The sequence below is a fragment of the Ochrobactrum sp. EDr1-4 genome (genome assembly GCF_049199085.1).
Taxonomy (GTDB): domain Bacteria; phylum Pseudomonadota; class Alphaproteobacteria; order Rhizobiales; family Rhizobiaceae; genus Brucella.
This window is the reverse complement of sequence record NZ_JBLZOF010000002.1, coordinates 919,863-939,168: the sequence shown is the minus strand read 5'-3', so window position 1 is coordinate 939,168 and position 19,306 is coordinate 919,863. Positions and strand designations below refer to the sequence as shown.

Here is a 19,306-nt window from a genome sequence, read left to right as displayed (position 1 = left end):
CTTAGTCTTAATTTTTACACGCGCTTGGGAGGGGTCATGGTCAGTCTTATCTGGATCACGCTTCTGGCTTTTGGGTTATCAGTTGCGTTCTGTCTCGGTTTTCGCGGGCTTGCACGTGAATGGCACCTCATCGACATTCCCAATGCGCGTAAGACACATGATGGCCACGTTCCCCTTTGCGGAGGGATAGCGATTTTCCTGTCATTATCAGTTGCGGGACTTTTCACACCAGCATTGGCGGGATCAGCAAATATCATTTTCGTGCTGCCCGGCCTGCTTTTAATCCTCGTAACAGGCGTCGCGGATGATCGATTTAACCTCCCCGTTGCACCGCGTCTTGCCATGCAGTTGCTGGCGGCATTCCTGATCATCGGCATCGCAGGCATCACACAAATCCATCTTGGCTTTGCAACTGGCGTGATTGACACGATAGGATCGAGAGTTCTGACCGGGCCAATTTTCCTGCTTCTTGCGCTGACGTTCGTGGTCGGTGTCGTTAATGCCGTCAATATGAGCGACGGCGTTGATGGCCTTGCCGGATCTGCAAGTGCGGCCGCTTTTTTCTGGCTTGCCGTGATTAGTTTCAGTATCGGGGAAAACCGGGTCGGGGTACAAACATTGGCACTATCAGCGGCCTGTATTGGCTTCCTCGTCTTCAATATGCGCCATCGCTGGCGGGCAAAGGCCAGCCTGTTTCTGGGCGATGGTGGCAGCACGTTTTTGGGTGCCGCCCTTGCCGGTCTTATCCTGATCCTTGCAAATGTCAGCGCGACAGCAGCTTTTCCCATCCTCATATGGGTAGTGATTGTGCCGGTAATCGACACGCTCAGCCTGATTGTGCGCCGCCTTGCAGCACGCAAAAGCCCGTTCTCACCTGACCGGCAACATCTCCATCACTTGCTGCTCGATAACGGCTTTTCCGACAGCCAGACGGCAATCACTATCATGACGCTCAATTTTGTCGCCGGAGCTACGGCCTATGCTGCGATCCGCTTTCAAATTCCGGCATGGACAATGCTTATTGCGCTCATTGTGCCAGCGATTGCGCACGCTCTGTTCGTGCTTCGCACCAATAACGCTTTGCGGCCCATCGTTGTGGACGCCACCCAACCCGTAAAAACCAACGTCACTTTTCCAGAGGCAAGTTTATGAGTGTATCTGTTCTCATCATGACCTTGAACGAAGAGATCAATTTGCCCGCCTGTCTTGCATCGCTCGATTGGTGCGATGACATTGTTGTGCTCGATTCATTCAGCGAAGACCGCACTGTGGAGATTGCAATAGCTGCGGGCGCACGCGTATTTCAGCGCCGATATGACACCGAAGACCGGCAGCGGATGTATGGCATCACGGAAATTGAGTTCAAACATGATTGGGTCTACACACCTGATGCCGACGAAATAACCCCCGCCGATCTGCGTGACGAAATGCTGGCCATCGCTTCCGATCCCACTCGACCGGAAGTGTTCTTCAAAGCGCGTTACAAAAACATGTTCATGGGGCGCTGGATCAAACATGCAAGCCTTTATCCAACATGGATAACCAGGCTGGTGCGCCCTGATCGGGTGCGGTTTGAGCGTTCAGTGCATTCGCGCGCAAGCGGTGGCCCGGAAGGGGCTTTGAAAGCGCATTTCATTCATTACAGTTTCAACAAAGGCCTTGAAGCCTGGTACGATAAGCATAATCGCTATTCATCGGCAGAGGCTGACCTTTCTTCTAATCGCCTGCTGGAACGCAAAATCGACTGGAGCGGTTTACTATCAAGCGCACCTGAAAAGCGACGGCGCGCGCTGAAATCGCTCTCCTATCACATGCCGTTCCGTCCTTCGCTGCGCTTCCTTTACATGTATGTGCTGCGCCGCGGCTTTCTGGATGGAAAGCCCGGCTATCTCTATTGTAGGCTTCTCGCTGCTTACGAATTCATGATTATTATCAAGATGGAAGAGCAGCGACGGAAAGAGACAAGCGTAGTCGCTGAAGCGCCTATTCGGCTGGTCGTCGATAATAAAGAACCGGAACGGCGTATGGTATGATGCTGCTGATTTTCCTGCCTTGTGCCGTCTTATTCGGGCTCGCCGCAATGTTCTATTCAGAACCTGTGCTGACATTGCACGATGATGGCAGCAAGGCGGATGTTATTGTGGTTCCGGGCGGCGATGGGCCGCCACGCGCAGCACAAGCGGCACGGCTTTGGAAGGAGGGCCGCTCACCCTATATCCTGATTACCGGCGATGGCGACTGTCTTTTCAACAAGCAGATTATGGTGCGTGACGGGGTAAACCCGTCGGCGATTTTCATCGAATGCCAATCGGGAAGCACATGGCAGAACGCCTTTTATTCAGCGCCCGTCATGCGGGAAATTCAGGCGAAAAAGGCGCTGATCGTCACAAACTGGTATCATTCACGCCGCGCAATAGCGAGTTTTCGTGCCGCCTGTCCGCAAATGCATTTTAGCTCCGCGCCGATTGGCGACGATCAGAGGCAAGCGAGTTTTCCAACAACACGAGCGGATTTTGAGCTTGTTGCAAAAGAATATGTGAAACTCGGTTGGTATCTGGCTTCGGGTCGCATCTACCCATCAAACCTTCTGAAAGATGCGACGCCGCCTGATGCATCCGGTGTCTGCACACTCTCAGGAGTAAGCCGATGAACGTCTCCCTTACATGGATTTTTGTCGGGCTAGTTGCTTGGTTTCTGGCGGGTGGATTGCTGTTTCGCGCAGAGCGCATGTATCAGTTTCCGTTTCTTGCAGGCGTAATGACATTCGGCTTTCTGCTGCCGCAAATCCCCGCACTGATGTACGACCAATTTTTGCCATCCGGCGCTTATGCCAAAACCATGTTTATGGGCATTCTTTCGCTCTCAATGCTGGCAGTGGGCTGGCGCATGACAAAACGTCCAATCGGTTTTCTCAGCATGAGTTTCAGCGAGCGGCGGCTGTTATGGGCGGCGTCAGGCTTGTCCGCCTTTGGCGCTGTTTTCTATTTTCTGTTGAGCCGTCTGCCTGGTGACGTGTCAATCGGCACGCAGATGACAGGCATGCCGGTGGTCTATCTGTTCTTTGCGCAGCTCATGCCCTATGGCCTTGCAATTGCGCTCCTTTGCTTCACACGCCGCCCTTCGTGGCTTGCGCTGGCGATCATCATTTTCGATCTTGTCTTCTATCTCGACCGTATTCTTGTCACTGGAAAACGCGCCGAAGCCATTCAGCTTGTGCTCATGATTTTGCTGCCCTTGTGGTTTTATCGCCGTCTGGTCGTGCCACGTATTCTTATGGCAATCGGCATTTTGGGTGGGACATTTCTCATGACCAGTATGGGCGATTATCGCCAGATTACACGTGCGGCCTCTGGCTTCGTTCTCGATGACATCATGCAGATCAATTATGCGGAAAACTTTAACGAGACACTGGAACGTGGCGGTCTTGAAATGCGCAATGCCGTGTTGCGGTTAGACGAAATCGACCGGCGGCTGGAATTTGACTATGGCAAATTTCACTGGAACCGCGTGATTTTTACCTTTGTTCCTGCACAGCTTGTCGGATCAAAATTAAAAGAAGCGCTCCAGTTCGACACACCCAAACCAAGCCGCGATTATAATCCACTGACCGGCACCACAGAAACCGGACTGGTCGATGCATTTGGATCTTTCTGGTATTTTGGCGCTTTCAAGTTCCTGTTGCTTGCATGGATCATGCGACGGCTTTGGGAAACCGCAATGGCCGGAGAAATGCTGGGACAACTTGTTTACATGCTGTCCATCGTGCCAGCTATGCATGCCATTTCCCACCAGACAGACTGGGTTATTCCGGTCTGGATTCATATGGCGATTTTCCTTGTGCCGGTTTTATGGCTTTGCCGCATCCGCAATCGCTCGGTTGGCCTTCCAACCGCTTTGCAGCGCGGCCCGACAGTTCCACAGTTTATGTAAAAGGATAAGATCAATGGCCACTGCATCACGATCAGATCCCCGCATTGCAATAAACGGCCGAAAAGAATCCTCCAGTCCTATGGAAGGTGGAGCAACCTTCACACTCAGCCATCGCATCCAGCGTCTTTGCTGGCAAATGACATGGCTTATGCTGGCCGCATGGACACCGTCATTTCTCTGGCGCTGGCGCGGTACAGTCTTGCGGGCATTCGGAGCATCGATCCATAAAACCGCTATTGTGCGCGGCAGCGCGCGCATCTGGTGGCCTGCAAATCTGGTGATGGATGCACATTCATCGCTGGGCCCGGGTGCGCTTTGTTACAATGTGGCACCCGTGACGCTTGCGCCTTATGCGATTGTTTCGCAACGCGCACATCTTTGCACAGCCGGACATAATATCGATCAGCACGACTTCCCATTGACCGCAGCACCCATTGTAATTGGCCCCTGTGCATGGATCGCAGCAGAAGCTTTTGTCGGACCAGGAGTGAGTGTGGGCGAAGGCGCTGTCTTGGGCGCGAGAGCCGTCAGCTTTCGCGACATGGAACCATGGATGGTCTATGTGGGCAACCCGGCAAAGCCAGTGCGCGCCAGACGCAGAACGGCCAGTTAAGCCGGAGCAACGACTTTAAGGCCTCCACGGCCAGAGACTGTTCCAGCTTTTGGTAGCTGCGCCTTTTGATAGGCGTCGATTGTCTGAAGTGCAATGCGCGGCCATGTATAATTCTCACACACAAGGCGGCTTCCCGCAGCGCCCATTTGTGCCGCACGATCACGGTTTTCCAACACTTCGATCAAGCCTGCTGCGACAGACTGAGCGGAAACCGCAGACACAACGCCTGCACCCGCTTGCGCGACCTCCGGGAAATGACAGGCATCGGTGATAACCACCGGCACACCGCAAGCGAGCGCTTCTGTGATGGCAACGCTGAACCCTTCCTGACGACTCGGAAGACAAAAACAGGCGGCATTTTTCAGCGCTGCAATCTTTGCCGGACCATAGAGCCCGCCCACCATGTGCACACGGCTTTCAAGACCGGCTTGTTCGATGCTGTCGCGAAAACCAGCTCCCGCACCGCCATCTGGCCCCGCAACCACAAGATCGATTTCAGGAAACAGCGGGGCAATCTTACGAAAGGCATCCGCCAGAATATCGAGGCCTTTTTTGTAGTGCAGCCGCGACAGAAAAAGTATGAAAGGTCGTTCGGGCAATCCAGCCCGGTTGCCTTCGCCACCCTCGACTTCATTCAAGAAAATTCCGTTGGGAATAATGATGGACGGCGGTTTCAATCCCAGCGGTCGCATCAGCTCGATCTCGTCCTGATTAAGCGCCTGAATAAAGGCTGCGCCGTTAAGCATTTTGCGAAAGCCAAGCTTGAGCGCGAGCTGCTTTTTCCAAGCTTTTTGCTGCATGCTCCACTGATCGAGCATCCCGCAACAACATATGCAATAAGCAACATGATAGCGGCGGCAGAGCATGGCTGCTCGCAACAAGTTGGTCTCCCACACCCCATGCATATGCACAAAATCCGCGTTACGAATAAGTGGGCCAATCGCCCGTGCTGCGCGGCTACCCAGCAGCTTTTCACGAAAATCCGGCATCGGCAGCAAAAACGTTCTGACCTTATCAAAGTCAGGGATTTCTGCTGTTGCTTTACGCGCACGATGATTAACCTCATCGTCGCTGTAACTGACAATCGTCACATCATGTCCGAACGATGCCTGCGCCGCAGCAAGACGCACAACGACCGCCTGCGGCCCACCTTTGGCCGGATCAAAAGACCCAATCACATGAATAATTTTCATGAAGCAGCCCCTGATGAATATTGCGATAAAGCCTCAACCAGCCGCTCGCCATAGCGCGCAACCGTAAAGTCACGTGCACGTTCGCGTGCATTTTCGCTCATTCTTGCAAGCGTGCCGGGACTACCGGTAAATTCGCGCAGAATATGAACGGTCTCATCAACATCGCGAATAGGAACAATGTAGCCATCAATTCCGTGACGCACGACACTGCCGGTATTGTCCGTGCAAATCACCGGAAGACCAGCAGCCAGCGCTTCATAACAAGCGGTGGCCGAACCCTCGCACAAAGAGGGTAGTAAAAACACATCCGCCCATTCAAATTGTGCACGCATTTCGATGCGCGGGACAGGTCCGGTCAGTTCGACACACTTGCTAAGCTTTTCCTGCGCTTCAGGCTGAATATCTATTGGTCCGACCATCCGAAACTGCGCCCGACCGGCGAGCCTGCGAGCGACCTCACCAACATAGGGCGAACCTTTTCGCAAGCCCACAGCACCTACGGTCAAAACACGCAACGGCCCCGGCACGCGTCGGCTTTCACCGATCTTAAACCGGTCATCGACACCGTAGGGTACAACGACCACTTTTTCGGCGTCACAACCCGCTTCAATGACATGATGCGCGACAAAATCTGACGGGCAGATCACAGCGTCGGCAATCGCCCACTCTGCTTTTTCTCTGGCCGCGAAAGCATCTGCATTTTCATCATCCGCAGCCGATAGCTGCCAGTCTGGATTGAGTATCTCTTCCTCGCAAGCCAGCTGATCGACAACACCACGCGGCGCAATCATTTGTTCGACAGCCGTCCAAAGCCCCTGCTTTTTTGCAGCGCTCAACAATTCATAAGCCTCGCCGCTAAACGCATAGACCCCGCTTGCACCATGAAATCCACGTGCTGCAACCAGTTTACCAAACGTCTCGCCAGCCCAAATTGCATTGGCAGTGGATTTTGGCCCCGTCTGATGCGACAGTCTGCGAACCGCTGAATGAAGGCCGAAGGTCGGAAATGTCGTCATTCTGTCTTGCGGAATATCCTGTGGCGTGCGCCCAACAAGCCTGCGCACCGAGGCAGGCAGCATTGATGAAGGCAAACCATTCAGCAGTCTCGGCCAGCCCTGCTGGGCACAAATATCGGTATAAAAATGCGCGAGCCTTTGATGACTGGCGAAGATGCGCGGTACGGCATAATGCATCCGTGCGCCTAGCTGACTGACAACAAACGAGCCATTCGTCATATTGTTTGTGGCCATCACATTTTCCCCACGTGAGACGGTCTGTCGAGAACGGGCATAGCGCTAAGCTCGCTTTTCTTACCGATGCGTCCGACCGCCGACTGCCAGACGGCAGCCCCTATTTCTTTTGAATAGGCCGTTTCCATGAGATAGCGGGCATTGTTGCCCATGGTATTGCGGTTCAGCTGGGAGTTTTTAAGCAACATCACCGAGCTTATCAGCATCTCGACTTCACCCGGACATAGCGACAAACCGCAATGAAAATCACGCACAACATTCGCTATCTCGCCATCGGGATCACCAATGAAAATTGTAGGGCGAGCGGCGGCGAGAACGCCATAGAATTTGCTTGGTACGATGCAATGTTCAAGCTCAGGCTTAAGCGACACCAAATGCACATCAGCCGCGCCGAGGCTTTCGGAAAGTTGCTCCACCGGCTGAAAAGGCTTCATGACGACATTGTTTAGTCGGCGGCGTTTTATCTCGCGTTCAACATATCCGCGCTGCTGCCCTTCACCGATCATCAGGAAGACAATATCGGGAACGCTCTGAAGTTGCTCTGCCGCATCAAGCAGAGTGGCAAATTCATGTGCACGGCCAAAATTACCCGAATAGCCAATCACGAATTTTTCGCTCAAACCCCATGCTTGGCGCAACGCGTTTTCGTCGGCGCTAACAGGTAAGATTTCGTTCTTATCGGCCCAGTGATGAACCACCGCCAGATTCTCCGACGGAATTCCTTTGTCCTGCAAAAAACTTGCCATGCGCTCAATTGGGCAAATGGTCAGTGCTGCCTGACGCATCGACCAATTGCGCAATGCAACCGCCAGCCTGCCTGATGCGGCCTGATGTTTCATCAGGCCAAGCTCAATAGCTGTTTCGGGAAACAGGTCCATGACCCAGTTTACAAGTCGAGCGCGACGCAGCCGGATGGGCAAAGCGGCAGAAACTGAAAGCAGAGGTGGGTCTGTGCAGACGACACAAATATCGTCTTTTTTCGCATGAGCCGCAAACCATGCGGCAGCAGAAAGGTGGAATGTTGCGTAATCAACCGCGCGCCCGACAAGCTTTCCGCGACCAAAGCCCGATGTCCAGATGCGATGCACATCAATGCCGTCAATCATCTCGCGGGCCGGAAGTGCTTCACGGCCTTTCTCGTGATAGCTGCGGCTGGCAAGAACTGTTGTTTCGATACCTTCGCGCACAAGTTCATGCGCAAGGCTTGTCACCATCCGGCTCGTCGCTGACTGATCGGGATAGAAATACCGGTTTGCAAGCACAACACGCATGATCTTTGGTTCCCCGTAGCTTTGGTTACCAACAGCATGGCGGTACCTGCTCCCACCTCGCAAGAAGCCCAATGGCATAGGGAACACACACAGCGGGCGAGATGCCTACCTCTTTGGGTGAAACAGCGCATGTTCGGCGCTCTCTCATGCTCATCCTAAGTGGAATAAAACGCGCGACGCTTACCGTTTTGAAGCCGTTATGTTGCGCAGCCAAATCGCTATCATGAGGCTATCAAATTATGGTCGGAGGCAAGACCTTGCAGGAAAAGACAGCTCTCATCATTGGCGTGACAGGACAAGACGGCGCCTATCTCAGCGAGCTACTGCTCAACAAAGGCTACCGCGTACACGGGCTCAAACGACGGTCCTCTTCATTCAATACTTCGCGTATTGATCATCTCTATCAAGACCCCCATGATGAGGACATAAGGTTCAAATTGCACTTTGGCGATTTGACCGATGCGACAAATCTTTGCCGGGTTATTCAGGAAGTCCGCCCCGACGAGATTTATAATCTCGGCGCGCAAAGCCATGTTCAGGTGAGTTTTGAAACGCCGGAATATACCGCCAATACGGATGCGCTCGGCACACTTCGGCTGCTTGAATCCATGCGCATTCTGGGTCTTGGTAATACGTGCCGTTTCTATCAGGCCTCAACCTCAGAACTGTTTGGCAACAGTTCGCCGCATGCGCAAAGCGAGCAAACGCCATTTGCGCCTCAAAGCCCTTATGCGACCGCAAAACTATACGCCTACTGGACCACAGTGAATTACCGTCAGGCTTATAATTTCCATGCCTCAAACGGCATTCTGTTCAATCACGAAAGCCCATTGCGCGGCGAAACATTTGTAACGCGCAAGATCACGCGTGCGGTAGCAGCTATTGAGCGCGGCCTGCAAGACAAGCTGCGGCTGGGCAATCTCAATGCCCGGCGCGACTGGGGCCACGCACGCGACTATGTCGAAGGCATGTGGCGCATTTTGCAAGACGATGTGGCCGATGATTATGTACTCGCCACCGGCGAAACCCATACCGTGCGCGAATTTGTCGAACATGCTTTCAAAGCTGTCGACAAACAGATTGAATGGCACCGCGATGGGGTTGATGAAATCGGTCTCGATCGAAAATCCGGCCAGTGTCTGATTGAAATAGACCCGCGTTATTTCCGGCCCAATGAAGTGGATTTCCTTTTGGGCGATGCTTCCAAGGCAAAGAAACGGCTTGGCTGGCAGCACACGACTGGCTTTGAAAACCTTGTCACCGAAATGGTCGATTGGGATATGCGAAACATCATGCGAGAGGCAGGACGCAATGACTTTTACGGCTGATGCAACCCCGCGTTTTGTCTATTCGCTATCCGGTAAGAAAATATTCGTTGCAGGTCATACCGGCATGGTGGGATCAGCGATTATAAGACGGCTTCAATCTGAAGATTGTGACCTCATCACCAGTCCGCATCGTGATCTCGACCTGACACGTCAGAGCGAAACCGAAGCATTTATCGCGCAGCACAAACCCGACGTGATTGTTATTGCGGCTGCCCGCGTCGGTGGCATTCTTGCCAACGCGCAATATCCGGCAGACTTTCTTTACGACAATCTCGCTATCGGCATGAATATTATTCGTGCAGCGCATCTGTCGAACACGGAGCGCCTGCTCTGGCTCGGTTCAAGCTGTATTTATCCACGTGATGCCGCTCAACCGCTTAGTGAACCCGCACTGCTCTCAGGGCCGCTGGAACCCACCAATGAAGCCTATGCCATTGCGAAAATTGCAGCGCTCAAATACGCGCAAGCCTGTTCACGCCAGTATGGCAATCACTTCATGACAGCAATGCCAACAAACCTTTACGGCCCTAATGATAATTTCAATCCTGATACATCGCATGTTTTGCCCGCTTTGATGCGTCGTATTCACGAAGCCAAAATCAACGGCGCTGACCACATTACGCTTTGGGGCAGCGGGAAACCATTGCGCGAATTTCTGCATGTCGATGATCTTGCAGATGCTTGCGTGCATCTGCTGCGTTTCAACGATAGTATCGAACCAATCAATATCGGTTCTGGCGAAGAGATTTCGATCCGTGACCTTGCTTTGACAATAGCCGATGTTGTTGGCTTTGAAGGCTGGCTGGAATATGATCTGAGCAAACCGGATGGTACACCGCGCAAACTTCTCGACACATCAAAAATGCGAGCACTCGGCTGGAAGCCCAACATTCGTCTTAAAGACGGGATTACAGAGGTTTACAGTGCCTGGGCCAACGAAAATTCTAACTCTGAGGCCGCTTAAAAGCCAAATTTCCTTTACCAAAAGGCGCTTCATTACGTGAAGCGCCTTTTGGTAAAGTCGAATTAAAATCATATATTTATGACGGTGATCCGGTCAACTTACTCATATCCAGCTCAACACGCAGAATATCACCGGGCTTAATTTCGGTGCGTTCGTTGGCGACAATCTCCTCAAACGTTCCTTTGACATTGCGACTGATGGTAAAAACCAGCTTTTGACGCATATCGGACGATGAAATATTGCCTGAAGACTTGGCAATTTCTGCCATAGTCTGAAGCTGCGCATTGGCGCGCAGTTCCATACGCGCGATATTGAGGTCCAATTCCTGCAAGCTCGTCGCTGCTTCGCTTTTGCGCACTTCTTCCAGATTGGCGATACGCTGTTGAACGGCCAATTGGTTTTGCCTTGCGCGCGCCAGAAACGATGCCAGTTCCAATGCATCACGGCGGGTTGCAGAAAGATCGCGTTCCATATCACGAAGATTGGATTTTGCAGCCAAACCTCGATCCACCAGTGACTTACTTGAATCAACATTTTCTTGCAGCAACTGGATTTCGGCATCATGGAGCTTCATGCTCTGCTGAAGTGTTTGAATTTCATCCCCGTAACTGGCCGCTTGTGCTTCCAATGCCTGCCGTTCTGCAGCCAGATTATTACGACGAACATTGAACAGCGTCTTTTCACCTTCAAGCATATGCTGGCTTAGGGCATTGGCCTGTTTGTTCGCGGCGGGCTGATCCGGCAGGTCATATTTAAACTCCGTGCCGTTCAGCTCTGCCTGCAACCGGACACGCCGAATATTGGTCGTCGTGATCTGCATTTGCAGATCAGCATATTCCTGTTGAGCCGTAATCAGCTGCATTCCTGCAGTCACAGCCGGCGCCTCGCCTTTGCCAGCACCTCCGCCTAATGCCATCAGTTGCAGCGCAACCATTCCCGGACGAAACTCGTATTTCCCGGGCGCTTTGACATCACCAACGATGAAAACCGGCGCATATTGATTGATTGCTGCCGTAACTGTCAGTCCCGGAATATGCTGGGAAAGTGAGGCTGCGATCTTTTCGCTGATCTGCGGCGTCGTGAGACCGCTGACATTGATGTTTCCAACCACCGGGTAGCCAATATTGCCGTCCACATCGACCGGATAAAGCCCTGTCAAAGAAGGCTGACCGTAAACCGTGACCTGCAAAACATCGTTCGGACTGATGCGATAGGCCTGAGCTTGAGCCGGTACTTGTTCTTGTGCAAAGGCTCCATGGCTTAAACCAAGAATAATGAAGCCCGACAGCATCGCCGTCCTGAAGCGCGACATCAAACGAGAGTGTTTCTCTAACATTTTGCCCCCTCAAACCTGATCTTCTGCATTGTTGGCGGGCTGATGACGCCGGTTCATCGCAGCACGCAGGCGTGCACTGCTCCGTCTGGCCATGGGCCAGCAATAGGCCAAAGCGATATTAAGCCAGCTACGATAAGAGGTTGAAAACTGATTGACGACAGCGAGCGCCGGTTTGCGTCCCATTAAAGCCATCGTCTGGATAAGCGCATGGTTTGCATAATGGTCTTTCTGATCGGGCTGCACGACCAGAAGGGTCGTGTCAGTCGCACGCGACAGCAGAACGGTGCGCTTGTCTTCCATAGCTGCTGGCAGATCAACGAGAATGATTTTATGATCGACGCGAAGCTGAACAATCAGATCCAAAAGCCACTCACCTTCCTGACGCTGATCACCCGGTGTTATAATATCGATACCCGAACCATGATCATGGATAAGTGTCGCGCCAGAAAGCTGACGGTCAGGCAGCGCAAAGCCATCCTCATTCACCGGCAATCCAAAAGCTTCTGATAATCTCGAATGGCGGTTGGTCGCGTCGATGACAGCGACTGCAACCCCCGAAGCTGCAAACTGTTGCGCAAGCGCTGTAATCAGCAGAGTTTTTCCCTCATTTTCCGTCAGCGACACCACCGAAAGGGCAAGTGAATCGCGGCCGCGCGTGAGTACCCGCAGACGATCATAAACCGACTTGATTGCGCGTCCAAAAGGACTGGTTGGATCAAGCCCACGATTAACAAGCAGCGGTACAGTCAGGTGACTAGATAGCGGGAGCAATGTTGCCGCCGGAATTCCCGGCAGTGCAAAGGAAGCGGTTTGTGCCGGGCGGATTTTGTCGAAAGTTTCTCTCAGGACAGTGCCTAAAAGTGAAACCATGGCACCCAACCCCAAACCAAGCAACAGCCAGTTTGCGAGATTTGGACTGGCTTTCGCCGTCGCAGGTTCTGCGGCCGAAATCATTTGTGCTTCGGCCACAGCGATGCCGTCCTGCTCAATCAGCTGCTTGTAGCGCGTGAGATAGCTTTCATAAACCGTACGGCTGGCGTTGGCTTCACGGTCAAGCTGTACAGCACTTACCTGTGCCTGATTGGCTTCACCCAATTCAGCCTCAGCACTTTTCAGCGCAGCTTCAAGACCTGTGCGCCGTTGCAAAGCAATCTGAATTTCATTGCTGAGACTTTTGATGATTTCATCAACCTGTGCGGTGATCTGCTGCTTAAGCGCCTCGCTTTCGGCCATGAGAACAGGAATTTCGGCGCTTTTCAAAGCACCATTTGATCGTAACTCATCAAGTTGACGCTCAACGCGTGCCTGCTCGTTTTTCAGCGATTGTATGGCAGGCGAAGCCAGAACTTCCGTCAAAGCTGGTGCTTCATTGTTGGCTTTTAGCTGCTCAGCAGTGCGCAACCGCGCTTCTGCAAGTGACACTGCGCCCGTTGCGGCAACGATTTCCGTGTTCAGTGCTGCAACACGTTGCGCCTGAAAACTGACCTGCCCTGGATCACCAGCGAGGCGTGATTTCTGCCGGAAATCTTCGGCGGCTCGTTCAGCATCTTCAAGATTCTTGCGCAGGGTAACAAGCTTTTCGCCAAGCCACTCGCTGACACGGCGGGCCGCCGATTGCTGCACGTCAATCTGATGATCCAGATAGGCCGTCACAAACGCATTGGCAACTTTTGCCGCATAAACCGGATCGGAAGCACGATAAGAAATGAATATTGTATAGGACCGACCATCATTATTTACGCGAAGACGCGAAAGCAAAAGATCGATGCGCTGCCGTTCGCGCGCTTCAGCGTCGACACCACGATCGCCACGTTGCTGCTCGGCTGTATCGGATGCCGATGACAGAACGGTACGCGACCGGAATTCGGTCGGAACAAAAATATTCTCGGCCTGCAAAATATCGATAACCTTGCGGGCCATCATACGCGAACTGATGATATCAAGTTCGGAACGCAGAACCGGGCTGTCCTGAGGCAAAGGCGTAATAGCACTCTCATTGGGAAGCGCCTGAACGCGGCGCATATCCAGCACAAGCACAGATTCCGAAACATAACTGACGGGCGCGGTAAGATAACCCGCAAAACCAATGCAAACTCCTGCAACCACTGGCACAATCAGCAGCATCCGTCTTCGCCTGATCGTTTCGAGCAGATCAGCCAGCGGCTGCCGCGCGTTTGCTGATGAAACGTCGGAGATAATCACTGAAAGTCTCCTTCAGAGCACATCCCGAAACGTGTGACACGACTTTCGATATAGATGTGCGTTAGACAAGGATTTGGAACGTCGATCTCACCATGCAGACCAAAACGCGCGCTCAAGCATTTTCAGAGACAGGACCGTTGTGTGGCCGTCTTACTGAATGTCGGAAAAGGACGTTTCCGAAGGGAACAACTCATTGATAATACAAGCGACTTCTGTTCGGTTGGACGCCTTGAGCTTTTTCATAATGTTGCGGATATGAACCTTTACAGTGCTTTCACGCAGCTTCAGTTCATAAGCAATGATCTTGTTGGCTTTACCGCGACGCAACGCATTAACCACTTCCGCCTGACGCTGGGTGAACATGCCCCCCAAGGGCTGAAGCCTGTGCGAATTGGGATCAGTGGCATGACGCAGAGCCAGCACACTGCTTGCAGGAACAAATGTTCCACCCGCCATGGCAAGGCGTAACGCTTCCACACACACATTCACATTAACCGATGTCGGGATATAGCCCTTGACACCGTAATCGAGTGCTTTGAGCACCTGCGAAATGTCTTCTTTATCTGCAAGGATAATAACTGGAGCCGGTGCACAGTCACTGACGATGCGGTTGAGATAGTTTCCCACAGCCGGGTCGGAAACCTTTTGTCCGCCGATATTGAACAGGACCGCGCCAACGGTTCGGCCGCGACGCTGATGTTGCCATTGTTCAAAAGAACTGAAGGTTGCAATAGACATCTCAACACTGTGATTTGTCAGCCCATGCGCCAGACATTCACGATCCAACGCACGATTATCGATGATAACAAGTAATGGTAACAGACTGTCGAAAGAATCCTCTGATTTGAAAGGTGCATCTTTCGGCATAACGTGACTATTATTTTTTATTTCACTTGTTCTGCTGTTAAAATGCGGAGAAACATTCATTTTTTCGCCCTCGAAACCGATTTATGCGCATGATTCATTGCCTTCAATTTTCGACAAATGAAGCGCGGCGGCTGCCTGTTTTCTATTTTTTCTGAGATATATTGATAACCCCGTAATCAATTCTTGTTTTTGCTTTTATTGATTAAAAGATTGCCCGAATTTTAGTGCAGTGTCATTAACCTAGATTAGGCAGTTATGTGAAATATGGTTTAGTAAAATACGAGAAACATACGCAATTAGTGGTAGAATTTACTACCTTGCCAAAATATCCACGCTCACTGACACTTATTAAGCGTGCAGACTTCTCCAAAACTTCAAAAAAATGAAGCGCCACAGAATCAGTCTCCAAATGCTGTTCAAGCAGCGGCAGGGTAAGTGCCCATGATGGTTAATACTGACGATTCAAAAACGCTGCGCCACTTTCTGGAAAGCCCACCTATCCGTGCGGCCTTTGAGGAAAGCGACTACGCGATTCTCGGTGCACTTCCAGTTTCCGTAAAAACCTATGCTCCCCATAGTGTCGTCAGCAGTCAGGGCGACTGGGCAAACTCACTCCATATCGTTAAAGCGGGGTGGGGCTGTATCTATCGTGATTTGGTCGATGGCGATCGTCAAATCCTAGACTTCCCAATGAAAGGCGATTTTCTTGGCTTCCGGACTGGGATCGGATTTAATTATTATACTTTTCTATCCGTGACAGAACTCTCCGTCTTCGAGCTTTCTCTTGATCACCTGACCGAGTGTTTGGTGAAATCGCCGCGACTTGCAATGACCTTTATCGAACTTATGTCGCGACAACGCGCTATTCTTGTCGAACATGTCATCAGCATTGGGCGACGCAGTGCGCTTGTTCGGGTCGCACATCTGTTACTGGAACTTGGCCATCGTGCGCGTTTAAACGGCACCGGCAATGACGTATCTTTTTACTGCCCCCTCACCCAAACGGAATTGGGTGACGCATTGGGGCTAACATCTATTCATATCAATAGAATGCTACGCGAATTACGCAGCAATCAGCTGCTTAGCTTCCGTAACAATGTGGTCGAGTTTTTAAACAAGCCAGTTCTTACTCAAGTTGCAAGCTTTGACGAAGACTATCTGAGTATGGAAATTTTCCAGCGTTTTCATATGAACAGCCCGCCACATTGGTAAAAATAGTGGGATATTTTAGCGTCGAAAGAACGCCACGAATGTATGACAATAATAGTCAGTCGACCAGAGCGGGCGACTGGCTATGCTCGTCGCTGCGACGAAGCTCGGATAACATCTGACCGTGGTTGATTAAACTACGCAGATCGCAATCAAGACAAGCAAGCCGCCCATCGCTCGTCTCAATGCTCAAGTCAGCAATGGTGAAGTCGTCAAAGGCCGCCACAAAAGAGCGCATTGCAGCTTGCAGCAACATTCCGAAAGCCGAATTGGAACCAGCTTGCTCTGATGCCTGCGCATGATCCTCAAAACCGGGCTGTACCAATCGCAACACCGTGCCAACATTGATTGTATGTGCTGGGCGGGCCAAACGAATGCCGCCTCCGCGCCCTCGTGTTCCAACCAAAAAGCCGTGATGAATCAAGTCCGACACGATCTGCGCTGCGTGATCTTTTGTCGTTCCGGTCGCTTCTGCTGCATCGCGGGTTGTCACCGCATTATCGCCAGCGGCTCTTGCACAAAGCACAAGGAGTTCAATCGAAAGCTCAGCTTGTCTGGTAAATCGCATTGCAACAATCTTTACTTTATATCGTCGTTGATCTCAAAGCTCTGCGCGCCCCGGAGCCGCATCACCGATAAAGAAAACCATTCGCAACCAATGCCGACAGAGTGAATCCTGGATTATGCCTCTGGTTTCCTGAAATGGATACGCCCATCCATCATCGCCGCAGCAGGGTCAGATCAGATCGCGGAAGCCTTCGCGCACCAAGGCATGAACGCGGCGAAAGGCAGCTTCTGCACCGGCAACAACGCGTTCTTCTTCGGCATGAGTGAGGTCAATTGAATCAAGCGCTGCTGTGAAACTGCGCCAATGAAGGCCACGACCTTCTGGCGCTCCAGCGAGATGTCGGGCTCCAAATTCTTCAGAAAGGTCGAGCTTCAGTGCTTCCTTGAGCAAAAACGCTGCCCCAAGGTTTGAACCTTCGGCAACATAGAGCCAACCAAGAGCCGTTGGCAGATCGACTTCACTGGCCTCGGAGAAAGCAGGCTCACCATCATCAGCAGGCAAATTAAACCCAAGATCGCGCAAGTCCTGAGCAACCAGTTCAAAACGGCGGCGCCCCTTCAAATCTGGAAGCACTGCGTCGAGCTGCAAATCATCATAAAGCGCGTCAATATCGCGGTGAAACTGGTATTGCACTTTTACAAACAGGGAATAGCGTTCACGGCTTGCAAAAGGATCACAGGCCATGATGCTCTGATCGAGACGCTCGTGAGTGCCAGTTGTGCGCGCCTTCAAGCGCTTGGAACGTGAAAGCACAATTGGCTTCTCTAATGTCGTAACGTCAGTCATATTTAGTCATTCCTGTTCTCGGCAAGATTTGCAGGCTATTATGAGCCGACAACGCATCTCTAATTAGTAAGACGTTTGGGAGCAGCTTTTTTTGCATAATCAAAGCAAAAAAAATCACTTTTTGACAAAATGTCGCACCTTCAGGTTAAATCCAATGATACTAAAGTGTCGGAGGTGCGCGGCTTTAAATCCAGAACGACGGTGTTTTTGGTCTCGAACTAATCCAATGCGCCGTCATAGAACCGCATTTTGGCTGGCATATTTTCCCTGTTGAAAATCCGCCGCCGAAACCGGATAGCCGAACAGCCACCCTTGTCCAACAGCGTCTGAATGCAGCTTGAGCACATAGGCCGATTGTTCAGGCTTTTCTATTCCTTCGACGACCAGTTTCAAGTCCAGACGCCGTGCAATATTGCAGATATTCTCAACAATCTCGGCGCTGACCGCCTCGGTTCCAATGGCCTGTGTAAACATCCTATCCACTTTGATACCGTCGATAGGCAACTTTGCCAGATAAGCCAGGTTGGAATAACCCGTGCCAAAATCATCAATGAAGAACTTATAATCAAGCCGGTTAAACGACGTCATTCCCTCGATGAGATGATTGTGGTGGGCTGTTGAGCGTTCCGTTATTTCCAATATGATTTGCTGCGCCGACAGATCATGGCGCTTCACCTCCTCATCAAGAAAATTACGCAATGACATATCCAACACATCTTCGGCAGATACATTGATACTGAGATAAAAATCCTCGTTTGCTTTGAGGACAGACACCATCTCATTGAGCGCATTTCGTATAACCAGGCGCGTTACATCGCCAATAATGCCCATCTCCTCTGCAACTGGAATAAACACCTCTGGAGAGATCGGATTTTTGAGATCGTCATATAAACGAGCAAGCACCTCAGCGCCCACGATTTTCTCGTCGCGCAATCGAACAAGAGGCTGATAGACGACATTAAACCGCTCAAGGGCGATTGATCGTTTGATCTGTTGTGGCAATGATGAATGTCCGCGCCGCCAGCGCACCGCAGCGATACCAAGCACGCCACCGACCACTGCACCCAGGCCCCCGATCGTCAACAACACGCCAATCGGTTGCTGCAACATGCTCACGCCAGACCGCCCGACAATAACGCATATATCGACAGCATCAGAACAACTGGATACAAGCCGACGCGAACGCAAATCGTACCAAGCCAGTTTGTTGGGTTTAAAGGTCTGCAAGATACTTGCATCGCCAAATGAGCGATAGATATGCTGGCCATCATGGCTGATGACATAGGCACTCAAATTATCTTTCAGCCGCTCGGAGTTCTCAAAGGCAAATGGCGATGTGAAGGTGATGGAAGATCCCTTCGCAAGCATGTCAACGCCATTGGAATGTTGGCCGATATTTGTAGCATTCACCCATAGTTGATGCCCATCCTTCACAACTTTATCAGAAGGCGGCAAAGGTTCAGGTTGCAAAAGCCGCCCCCACAAAGCGGTACATAACAAGTGATTGTCTTGTACACGCCCGACATCACTCATAAAATGGGAGTTAAACGCAATGCGCCGCATTGCTGTTAAATCGTCATCAGAGCATATTTTGCTATTATGATTATTGAGGGCGGACAGTGTATTCTTACCGTCATTAGCAACGTCGATTGCATGCGAGAGAAGAGTATCGCGATATTCGCTTAGCTGGGCATAGGAAAGGCGAACCAATTCAAGCTGCCCCAAGAAAATGGAAAACAACGCACCCATAATGACAGCCAGCGTAATAAACAGCCTGTTATTGCCATTA

At 51.6% G+C, this 19,306-nt stretch carries 17 protein-coding genes; 8 read left to right on the top strand and 9 right to left on the bottom strand.

Annotated features, from left to right (window positions below; translation table 11 throughout):
- Window positions 1–36 precede the first annotated feature (36 nt).
- From ACOZHT_RS10670 to ACOZHT_RS10650, 5 genes are read left to right on the top strand one after another with little or no spacing between them, the layout of a single operon-like run.
- Window positions 37–1,152, top strand: a complete 1,116-nt coding sequence (locus ACOZHT_RS10670) for an MraY family glycosyltransferase (protein WP_339513385.1) — start codon at window positions 37–39, stop codon at window positions 1,150–1,152.
- Complete coding sequence (locus ACOZHT_RS10665) at window positions 1,149–2,033, top strand: glycosyltransferase family 2 protein (RefSeq protein WP_339513384.1); 885 nt, start codon at window positions 1,149–1,151, stop codon at window positions 2,031–2,033. The genes ACOZHT_RS10670 and ACOZHT_RS10665 overlap by 4 nt, the downstream gene beginning before the upstream one ends.
- The gene (locus ACOZHT_RS10660; RefSeq protein WP_421565703.1) at window positions 2,033–2,650 is read left to right on the top strand and encodes a YdcF family protein; all 618 of its coding nucleotides are present in this window, start codon (window positions 2,033–2,035) and stop codon (window positions 2,648–2,650) included. The genes ACOZHT_RS10665 and ACOZHT_RS10660 overlap by 1 nt, the downstream gene beginning before the upstream one ends.
- Window positions 2,647–3,930, top strand: a complete 1,284-nt coding sequence (locus tag ACOZHT_RS10655; RefSeq protein WP_339513382.1) for a hypothetical protein — start codon at window positions 2,647–2,649, stop codon at window positions 3,928–3,930. Before ACOZHT_RS10660 ends, ACOZHT_RS10655 begins: the two co-directional genes overlap by 4 nt.
- Window positions 3,931–3,943: 13 nt before the next feature.
- On the top strand, window positions 3,944–4,543 hold the full coding sequence (locus ACOZHT_RS10650; RefSeq protein WP_339513381.1) for a putative colanic acid biosynthesis acetyltransferase: 600 nt from the start codon (window positions 3,944–3,946) through the stop codon (window positions 4,541–4,543).
- Here ACOZHT_RS10650 and ACOZHT_RS10645 read toward each other — a convergent pair.
- From ACOZHT_RS10645 to ACOZHT_RS10635, 3 genes are read right to left on the bottom strand one after another with little or no spacing between them, the layout of a single operon-like run.
- Window positions 4,540–5,736 (bottom strand): glycosyltransferase, encoded by a 1,197-nt coding sequence (locus tag ACOZHT_RS10645; protein ID WP_339513380.1) that lies wholly within the window; start codon window positions 5,734–5,736, stop codon window positions 4,540–4,542. The genes ACOZHT_RS10650 and ACOZHT_RS10645 overlap by 4 nt on opposite strands.
- On the bottom strand, window positions 5,733–6,971 hold the full coding sequence (locus ACOZHT_RS10640; protein WP_339513466.1) for a glycosyltransferase family 4 protein: 1,239 nt from the start codon (window positions 6,969–6,971) through the stop codon (window positions 5,733–5,735). Before ACOZHT_RS10640 ends, ACOZHT_RS10645 begins: the two co-directional genes overlap by 4 nt.
- 14 nt (window positions 6,972–6,985) lie before the next feature.
- Window positions 6,986–8,257: a glycosyltransferase family 4 protein gene (locus ACOZHT_RS10635; protein ID WP_339513379.1), complete on the bottom strand. Its 1,272-nt coding sequence runs from the start codon at window positions 8,255–8,257 to the stop codon at window positions 6,986–6,988.
- Between the two features lie 257 nt (window positions 8,258–8,514).
- On the opposite strand from ACOZHT_RS10635, the gene gmd reads away from it, so the two are divergent.
- The gene (gene gmd, locus ACOZHT_RS10630) at window positions 8,515–9,585 is read left to right on the top strand and encodes a GDP-mannose 4,6-dehydratase (RefSeq protein WP_339513464.1); all 1,071 of its coding nucleotides are present in this window, start codon (window positions 8,515–8,517) and stop codon (window positions 9,583–9,585) included.
- Window positions 9,569–10,549, top strand: a complete 981-nt coding sequence (locus tag ACOZHT_RS10625; RefSeq protein ID WP_339513378.1) for a GDP-L-fucose synthase — start codon at window positions 9,569–9,571, stop codon at window positions 10,547–10,549. Before gmd ends, ACOZHT_RS10625 begins: the two co-directional genes overlap by 17 nt.
- A gap of 76 nt (window positions 10,550–10,625) precedes the next feature.
- Here ACOZHT_RS10625 and ACOZHT_RS10620 read toward each other — a convergent pair whose 3' ends face one another.
- The 3 genes from ACOZHT_RS10620 to ACOZHT_RS10610 form a co-directional block, all read right to left on the bottom strand.
- Window positions 10,626–11,885, bottom strand: a complete 1,260-nt coding sequence (locus tag ACOZHT_RS10620; protein ID WP_421565679.1) for a polysaccharide biosynthesis/export family protein — start codon at window positions 11,883–11,885, stop codon at window positions 10,626–10,628.
- Window positions 11,886–11,894: 9 nt separating this feature from the next.
- Entirely contained in the window at window positions 11,895–14,087 is a 2,193-nt protein-coding gene (locus ACOZHT_RS10615) for an exopolysaccharide transport family protein (protein ID WP_339513376.1), read from the bottom strand.
- Window positions 14,088–14,237: 150 nt separating this feature from the next.
- Complete coding sequence (locus ACOZHT_RS10610; protein ID WP_339513375.1) at window positions 14,238–14,954, bottom strand: response regulator transcription factor; 717 nt, start codon at window positions 14,952–14,954, stop codon at window positions 14,238–14,240.
- Between the two features lie 441 nt (window positions 14,955–15,395).
- On the opposite strand from ACOZHT_RS10610, the gene ACOZHT_RS10605 reads away from it, so the two are divergent.
- Window positions 15,396–16,166 carry a Crp/Fnr family transcriptional regulator gene (locus ACOZHT_RS10605; protein ID WP_339513374.1) on the top strand — a complete coding sequence of 257 codons (771 nt, stop codon included), beginning with the start codon at window positions 15,396–15,398 and terminating at the stop codon, window positions 16,164–16,166.
- Between the two features lie 55 nt (window positions 16,167–16,221).
- Here the strand turns inward: ACOZHT_RS10605 and ACOZHT_RS10600 are convergent, their stop codons facing one another.
- The 3 genes from ACOZHT_RS10600 to ACOZHT_RS10590 form a co-directional block, all read right to left on the bottom strand.
- Window positions 16,222–16,731 (bottom strand): Rrf2 family transcriptional regulator, encoded by a 510-nt coding sequence (locus tag ACOZHT_RS10600; protein WP_339513373.1) that lies wholly within the window; start codon window positions 16,729–16,731, stop codon window positions 16,222–16,224.
- Window positions 16,732–16,899: 168 nt separating this feature from the next.
- The gene (locus ACOZHT_RS10595) at window positions 16,900–17,517 is read right to left on the bottom strand and encodes a biliverdin-producing heme oxygenase (RefSeq protein WP_339513372.1); all 618 of its coding nucleotides are present in this window, start codon (window positions 17,515–17,517) and stop codon (window positions 16,900–16,902) included.
- Window positions 17,518–17,751: 234 nt separating this feature from the next.
- Entirely contained in the window at window positions 17,752–19,266 is a 1,515-nt protein-coding gene (locus ACOZHT_RS10590) for an EAL domain-containing protein (protein WP_339513371.1), read from the bottom strand.
- Window positions 19,267–19,306: the final 40 nt, after the last annotated feature.

Coding starts and splice junctions, on each gene's coding strand:
- ACOZHT_RS10670 (WP_339513385.1), top strand. CDS start 37: ATGGTCAGTCTTATCTGGATCACGCTTCTGGCTTTTGGGTTATCAGTT.
- ACOZHT_RS10665 (WP_339513384.1), top strand. CDS start 1,149: ATGAGTGTATCTGTTCTCATCATGACCTTGAACGAAGAGATCAATTTG.
- ACOZHT_RS10660 (WP_421565703.1), top strand. CDS start 2,033: ATGCTGCTGATTTTCCTGCCTTGTGCCGTCTTATTCGGGCTCGCCGCA.
- ACOZHT_RS10655 (WP_339513382.1), top strand. CDS start 2,647: ATGAACGTCTCCCTTACATGGATTTTTGTCGGGCTAGTTGCTTGGTTT.
- ACOZHT_RS10650 (WP_339513381.1), top strand. CDS start 3,944: ATGGCCACTGCATCACGATCAGATCCCCGCATTGCAATAAACGGCCGA.
- ACOZHT_RS10645 (WP_339513380.1), bottom strand. CDS start 5,736: ATGAAAATTATTCATGTGATTGGGTCTTTTGATCCGGCCAAAGGTGGG.
- ACOZHT_RS10640 (WP_339513466.1), bottom strand. CDS start 6,971: ATGACGAATGGCTCGTTTGTTGTCAGTCAGCTAGGCGCACGGATGCAT.
- ACOZHT_RS10635 (WP_339513379.1), bottom strand. CDS start 8,257: ATGCGTGTTGTGCTTGCAAACCGGTATTTCTATCCCGATCAGTCAGCG.
- ACOZHT_RS10625 (WP_339513378.1), top strand. CDS start 9,569: ATGACTTTTACGGCTGATGCAACCCCGCGTTTTGTCTATTCGCTATCC.
- ACOZHT_RS10620 (WP_421565679.1), bottom strand. CDS start 11,885: ATGTTAGAGAAACACTCTCGTTTGATGTCGCGCTTCAGGACGGCGATG.
- ACOZHT_RS10610 (WP_339513375.1), bottom strand. CDS start 14,954: ATGCCGAAAGATGCACCTTTCAAATCAGAGGATTCTTTCGACAGTCTG.
- ACOZHT_RS10605 (WP_339513374.1), top strand. CDS start 15,396: ATGATGGTTAATACTGACGATTCAAAAACGCTGCGCCACTTTCTGGAA.
- ACOZHT_RS10600 (WP_339513373.1), bottom strand. CDS start 16,731: ATGCGATTTACCAGACAAGCTGAGCTTTCGATTGAACTCCTTGTGCTT.
- ACOZHT_RS10595 (WP_339513372.1), bottom strand. CDS start 17,517: ATGACTGACGTTACGACATTAGAGAAGCCAATTGTGCTTTCACGTTCC.
- ACOZHT_RS10590 (WP_339513371.1), bottom strand. CDS start 19,266: ATGGGTGCGTTGTTTTCCATTTTCTTGGGGCAGCTTGAATTGGTTCGC.